The sequence below is a fragment of the Brachybacterium sp. B718/18 genome, from assembly GCF_055454375.1.
This window is the reverse complement of record NZ_JBVDDO010000007.1, coordinates 1-5,614: the sequence shown is the minus strand read 5'-3', so window position 1 is coordinate 5,614 and position 5,614 is coordinate 1. Positions and strand designations below refer to the sequence as shown.

Genomic DNA, 5,614 nt, shown 5'->3' with positions numbered 1-5,614 from the left:
CCCCTTCGTGGTCCCCGGGCCGCTCGAGAAGCGGCCCGGGAGCGGTCCTCAGGCCTTGCCGAGGATCCGGTTGAGCTTGGTGCCGCACTCGGGGCACACGGCCTTGGCCATGCGGCGGCCGTTGGAGACGACGACGTTCCCCTCGGCCTCGCGCTTCTCGCGGCACTTGACGCAGTAGAACTCTCCGGCGTAGGTCTCGTCGGCCATATTCGCTCCTCGTGGGACTCGATGGTGATTCCGTTCCCCGGCGCGATCGCTCAGGCGATGCACGCGGGATCGACCCACCATAGACGGGGACTCCCGGCGCGCACGAATCAGGCGCGCCGCGGACAGGGCGACGGCTCGCCGCGCGCTTCGGGTCGAGGGGGCTCCGCGAGGAGCCGAGGAAGTGCGCACGGCGAGCCGGCATCGTCCGCCCGGACCGGGCTGGACGCCGATCGGGCCGTAGGACCCCGGGGGCGCTCAGCACCACGCGCACCTTCCCCGTGTGCGTCCTACTAGTTATCCCGGGGTCCCACGTCCACGGAAACCTAGCCGGACTCGGGGCGGCGGTCAAAGGCGGGCCGGGGACCGACTGTGGACAACAGCCGCTGCACTGTGGACAGGGTGCGGACGGGCCGGGACCCGCTGTGGAGGGAAGATCGACGGTGCAGGTCACAGGCATGCTGTGGCCCATCTCGCCGTGCACACCTGTGGACGGAGAAAGTTTGTGCCGTTGCGCGTGCCAGGCTGGGTGCATGACCGAGACCGTCCTCCTCGAGCAGCAGCGCGGACCCCGCGGAGAGCGGGTCCTGGTGCGTCGCTCGCGCCGCCGCACCCGTTCCGTCGCGATCACCCGGCGGGACGGCGATCTGATCATCGCGATGCCGGCGGCCTTCTCCCGGCGGCAGGAGGAGCAGTGGGTGCGGCGCATGCTCGACCAGCTCGCCGCGAAGGAGAGCCGCACCACCTCCGCCCCGCGGGGTGATGCACACCTCCTGCAGCTCGCCGCCGAGCTCAGCGAGCGCTACCTCGGGGGCCGCGCCCGTCCCGTCTCCGTCACGTGGTCCACCCGCCAGAAGCACCGCTGGGGCTCGTGCACCGCGGCCGAGGGCACGATCCGGCTCTCCACCCGGTTGCAGGGGATGCCCGACTACGTGGTGCACGCCGTGCTCGTGCACGAGCTCGCCCACCTCCTGGCCGACGACGGCCACGGCCCGCAGTTCCGCGCCCTCATGGCCCGCTATCCGGAGGCGGAGCGGGCGGAGGCCTTCCTCGCCGGAGTCGCCTGGGCGCGGGACTGGCCCGATCCTGACGGCGGGCAGCCCGCAGGCCCTGCCTCGACCGAGGCGCGGGGGAGCGGTGCGGGGGACGGCTCCGCGATCGACTGAGGACGGGCATCGCCAGCCGGACCGGCCCGCACGGCGGTCGCCCACCAGAGGCCACGAGCGGTCCAGGAGCCGGGAGCGGCTCAGGCGCCCTGCGCCGCCAGGTGCCGGCCGAGACGCCGCAGGTTCGCGGCTAGATCCGGCACCGTGCCCTCGGGCAGGGTCGCCGTCTCGGCGGCCCCCGTATCGTGCAGGGGCCAGGGCACCCAGACCACCTCGGGGGACTCCTCACTCGGCCGCAGTGTTTCCTCGGCCGCGGAGCGTCTCGTGCGCAGCAGGTACTGCACGTCCCAATGCTCATGGCAGGCGCCGAAGGCCGCATCGAGTCCGTGACGGTTCAGCACGGCGGGGCCGTCACCGACCGCCTCGAGGTCCTCCAGCCCGGTCTCCTCGGCGACCTCGCGGCGCGCCGCCGCCTCGAAGGAGGTCTCGCCCGCCTCGAGGTGCCCGCCGGGCTGCACCCAGAAGCGGCCCTTGCGATGCCACACCAGCGCGACGTGCTCGCCGGGGGCGTCGACGACGATCGCGCTCGCCGTGAGATGCCGCGGGCCGCCGTCGCGGTGCAGCGCCCGCGGATTCTCCCGCAACAGGTCGCCGTACTCCGACGCCAGCTCCGGACCCGACGGCGCGGTGGCGGCCCGGGCGATCTCCGCGAGGGCCTCAGCGGTCATCGTCGGCGGAGCCCTCGGACCCCTCGTCGGTGTCGTCGTCGGAGCCGTCGGGCCGCCCGTCGGCGGACCCATCGGACCCGTCGGCGGAGCCGTCCCGGTCCTCGGGCAGCACCCGGCCTTGCTCGTCCTCGCGGGGCGCGCTGCCGAGGTCCTCGCCGGCGAGGAGCCGCGCGAGCTCCGCATCGAAGTCCGAGGGGATCTCCACGGCAGCCAGGTCGCCGGACTCCTCTCCCTCGGGCGCCTCCTGCGGAGCCTGCGGGCGGCCGGAGAGCATCTCGGCGCTCGGCAGCAGGTCCGGGTGGTCCCACTTGGCCTCGCGCGCCTGCTCTCCTTCGGTCGCGAGCACGCTGTCCCACCAGGCGAGGGCCTCGCGAGCCTGCCGCGGGCGCAGCTCGATGCCGACGGTGCCGGACAGCATCTGCTCGGCGGGGCTGCCGGCGACGCGGCGCCGCCGCAGGACTTCCCGCAGCGCGTCCAGGTGCGGGATCTTGCCCTCCAGCGCCCGGGTGGTGACGTGGTCGACCCACCCCTCGACGAGGGCGAGGGTCGTGGCGAGCTCCTCGAGGGCGCGCTCCTGGGAGGCGCGCCGGGTGAAGACGAACATCTCCTCCGGCCGCCTCGCCTGCAGCGACGCTGGATCGGAGAGGTCCAGGCCGCTGACCATCTCGTCGAGGGCGTCGAGGTCCAGCGTGATGCCGCGGGCGTAGTCCTCGATCGCCGAGAACAGCGCCCTCCCCAACCAGGGCGCGGCGGAGAACAGAGCGGTGTGCGCGATCTCGCGGGCGGCGAGGAAGATGCGCGCGGCGCCGGGGTCCAGCGAGTGCGCGGAGATGAGGTCCTCGACGTTCGCGGCGACCAGGGCGGGCTCGCCCTCCCGGCCCAGGGGCAGCGAGAGATCGGTGGTGCCGGACGCCTCCCGGGCGAGGGATCCGATCGCGTGACCGAACTGCACCCCGAACAGGGTGCCGCCGATCCGCTCCATCATCGCGGCGGGATCGCCGCCGGGCAGGCCCGCGGCGGCCGCCCCGTCCATCCGTCCCATCTCGCCCATCTGCGCGGCGATCGCCTCGCCGATCGCGCCCGCCATGTACTTCGCGACCGGCTCGACGATGCCCTTCCAGTGCGGCAGGGTGCGCACCAGCCAGGTGCCGCGGCTGAACACCCCCAGCTCCGCGGAAGGCACGTCGATCGCGAGCACCGGGTCCAGCCACAGCCGAGCGACCTGCGCCGCCTGGCGCAGCTCGGCGACGGTCGCGGTGGAGGGCGTCGGGTCACCGGGGGAGCCGACGGGCTCCGGCAGCCCCGGCACGCCGGTCTGGCCCGCGGCGGTACGCCGGGCGAGATCCTCGGCCATCTGCCAGTTCACGGGGCCGTCGCCCTGCGAGGCGAAGAGATGCTGCATCTGCGCGGCGGCGGCGCGCAGCTGCGCCGGGTCCTGCGGCAGGTTCGCCTGCTGGGCGAGGGCCGAGAGATCGACCCCGTCGAGCGCCCCGTCGGGCAGCGCGCCCCCGAAGGTCTCCTTCAGGAAGCGCTTCAGCGCCTCCTCGTCCATGTTCCCGGGGCCGCCCGGGATCGGGCCGTCGGTCATGGCCACCTCCTGCAGTGCGTGGGCGCTCAGCGTACCGAGCGGGGCTGGGGCCGGGCAGGGCGCGCCCGGCCGCTCCGCCCACAGCGCAATCCGCTCCCGCCCCGATCCCGCGAGGGCCCTGGGGCACAATGTGCGGGTGAGCTCCGACCCCTCCCGACCCACCCGACTCCGCCGGGCCCGTGCCCTCGGCGACCGCTGGCTCGAGGAGGCGCAGCTGGCCCGGCCGGGCTGGGCGATCGGTTCCCTCCTGCTGCTGTGCGCGATGATCATCGGCGCCTCGGTGATCCCCGTGCCCTATGTCGTCGAGCGGCCCGGCCCCGCCGTCGACGTGCTCGGCGAGTACGAGGAGGAGCAGATCCTCGTGATCTCCGGGGCCGAGACCCACCCCACCGAGGGCGAGCTGATGATGACCACCGTCTCGGTCGACGGCGGTCCCGGCTACACCGTCACCCCCGTCGAGGTGATCCGGGCGTGGTTCGACCGCAGCCAGGCCGTGCTACCGCGGGAGTCCGTCTTCCCCGAGGGACAGACCCGCGAGCAGACCACGCTGACGAACACCGCCTCGATGAGCACCTCGCAGCAGGGTGCGGTCGCCGTCGCGCTCGACGCGCTCGGCATCGAGTACGAGCCCGCCGTGCTCGTGGCCGGTGTCGAGGAAGACGGGCCCGCCGACGGGACCCTCGAGCCCGGCGACGTGATCGTCTCCGTCGGCGGGGAGACCGCCGCGGACCTCGAGGGCTTCCGCACCCTGATCCGCGCCGCCGACCCCGCCGGCCCGGTCGCGATGACCGTGCGCCGCGACGGTGAGGAGCTCGAGCTGGAGGTCCCCGCCGAGGAGGCCGACGGCACCGCGCGGCTCGGGATCGTCCTCTCCGACGGCTACGAGTTCCCCTTCGAGGTGGACCTCGCCGTCGGCGACATCGGCGGTCCCAGCGCCGGGATGATCTTCTCCCTCGCCGTCTACGACGAGCTGACTCCGGGGGCGCTCACGGGCGGGGAGTCGATCGCCGGCACCGGCACCATCGCGGCCGACGGCGCCGTGGGCGCGATCGGCGGGATCCGCCAGAAGATGGTCGGCGCGTCCGACACGGGTGCCGACTTCTTCCTCGCGCCGGCCGCGAACTGCCAGGAGGTCGTCGGCTACGAGCCCGACGGCCTCGAGGTCGTCGCCGTGGAGACCTTCGACCAGGCCGTCGAGGCCACCGAGACCATCGCCGAGACCGGCTCCACCGAGGGCCTGGTCACCTGTGAGGACGTGATCGAGAAGTGAGCAGGAACCGCCGCCGCACCCCGCCGAGCCCCACCGTCGTCTTCGACTTCGGGGGAGTGCTCTCCGCCGGGCACGACCCGGTCCCGGACCTCCACGAGCTGCTCGGCGGCGATCCCGCTGTCCTCGCCGAGGCGCTGTGGGCGCACCGCCCGGCCTACGACGAGGGCCGGACCAGCCCGGCGGAATACTGGGGCGCGGTCGCCGCCGCCGTCGGCGTCGACTCGCTGACGGCCGCGGAGATCGAGGAGCTGCAGGACGCCGACAACCGCTACTTCCTGCGCCTGGACCCTGCCTCCCGCGAGCTGATCCACGACCTCGCCCGGGCGCGGGTGCGCCTGGTGCTGCTGTCGAATGCCTCCGCCTCCTTCGGCGAGGCGGTGCGCCGCACCGACTGGTTCGAGGCGTTCTCCTTCGCGGTGATCTCCGCAGAGGAGAAGGTGATGAAGCCCGATGCCGAGATCTACCGGATCCTGCTCGACGCCCTCGCGCACGAGACCGGCGGGGTGTCGATCCCCTCGGCCGTCGTGTTCTTCGACGACCGCGCGGACAACGTCGAGGCGGCCCGTGCGCTCGGCCTCCACGCCCACCGCTGGCCCCGCAACGGCGAGGGCGGTGAGGACGGCACGGTGATCGCGCGGCGCGTCCTCGCTGAGCGCGGCGTGCTGGTGGACTGAGATGAGCGGCCCGCCGGTCCCCCCTCCATCCCGCCGGGTGTGGG

At 73.9% G+C, this 5,614-nt stretch carries 6 protein-coding genes; 3 read left to right on the top strand and 3 right to left on the bottom strand.

What is annotated here, in order from left to right; translation table 11 throughout:
* Positions 1-48 precede the first annotated feature (48 nt).
* Complete coding sequence (locus ACZCAH_RS11500; protein WP_010551122.1) at positions 49-207, bottom strand: DUF5679 domain-containing protein; 159 nt, start codon at positions 205-207, stop codon at positions 49-51.
* Between the two features lie 530 nt (positions 208-737).
* Here ACZCAH_RS11500 and ACZCAH_RS11495 point away from each other — a divergent pair.
* Positions 738-1,370, top strand: a complete 633-nt coding sequence (locus ACZCAH_RS11495) for a M48 metallopeptidase family protein (RefSeq protein ID WP_464341209.1) — start codon at positions 738-740, stop codon at positions 1,368-1,370.
* 80 nt (positions 1,371-1,450) lie between these two features.
* Here the strand turns inward: ACZCAH_RS11495 and ACZCAH_RS11490 are convergent, their stop codons facing one another.
* Both ACZCAH_RS11490 and ACZCAH_RS11485 read right to left on the bottom strand, forming a co-directional pair.
* Positions 1,451-2,038, bottom strand: a complete 588-nt coding sequence (locus ACZCAH_RS11490; protein ID WP_464341208.1) for an NUDIX hydrolase — start codon at positions 2,036-2,038, stop codon at positions 1,451-1,453.
* Entirely contained in the window at positions 2,028-3,626 is a 1,599-nt protein-coding gene (locus ACZCAH_RS11485; RefSeq protein ID WP_464341207.1) for a zinc-dependent metalloprotease, read from the bottom strand. Before ACZCAH_RS11485 ends, ACZCAH_RS11490 begins: the two co-directional genes overlap by 11 nt.
* 136 nt (positions 3,627-3,762) lie before the next feature.
* On the opposite strand from ACZCAH_RS11485, the gene ACZCAH_RS11480 reads away from it, so the two are divergent.
* Together ACZCAH_RS11480 and ACZCAH_RS11475 are read left to right on the top strand one after the other, a co-directional pair.
* Complete coding sequence (locus tag ACZCAH_RS11480; RefSeq protein WP_464341206.1) at positions 3,763-4,896, top strand: YlbL family protein; 1,134 nt, start codon at positions 3,763-3,765, stop codon at positions 4,894-4,896.
* Positions 4,893-5,570: an HAD family hydrolase gene (locus ACZCAH_RS11475; protein ID WP_464341205.1), complete on the top strand. Its 678-nt coding sequence runs from the start codon at positions 4,893-4,895 to the stop codon at positions 5,568-5,570. Before ACZCAH_RS11480 ends, ACZCAH_RS11475 begins: the two co-directional genes overlap by 4 nt.
* Positions 5,571-5,614 lie beyond the last annotated feature (44 nt).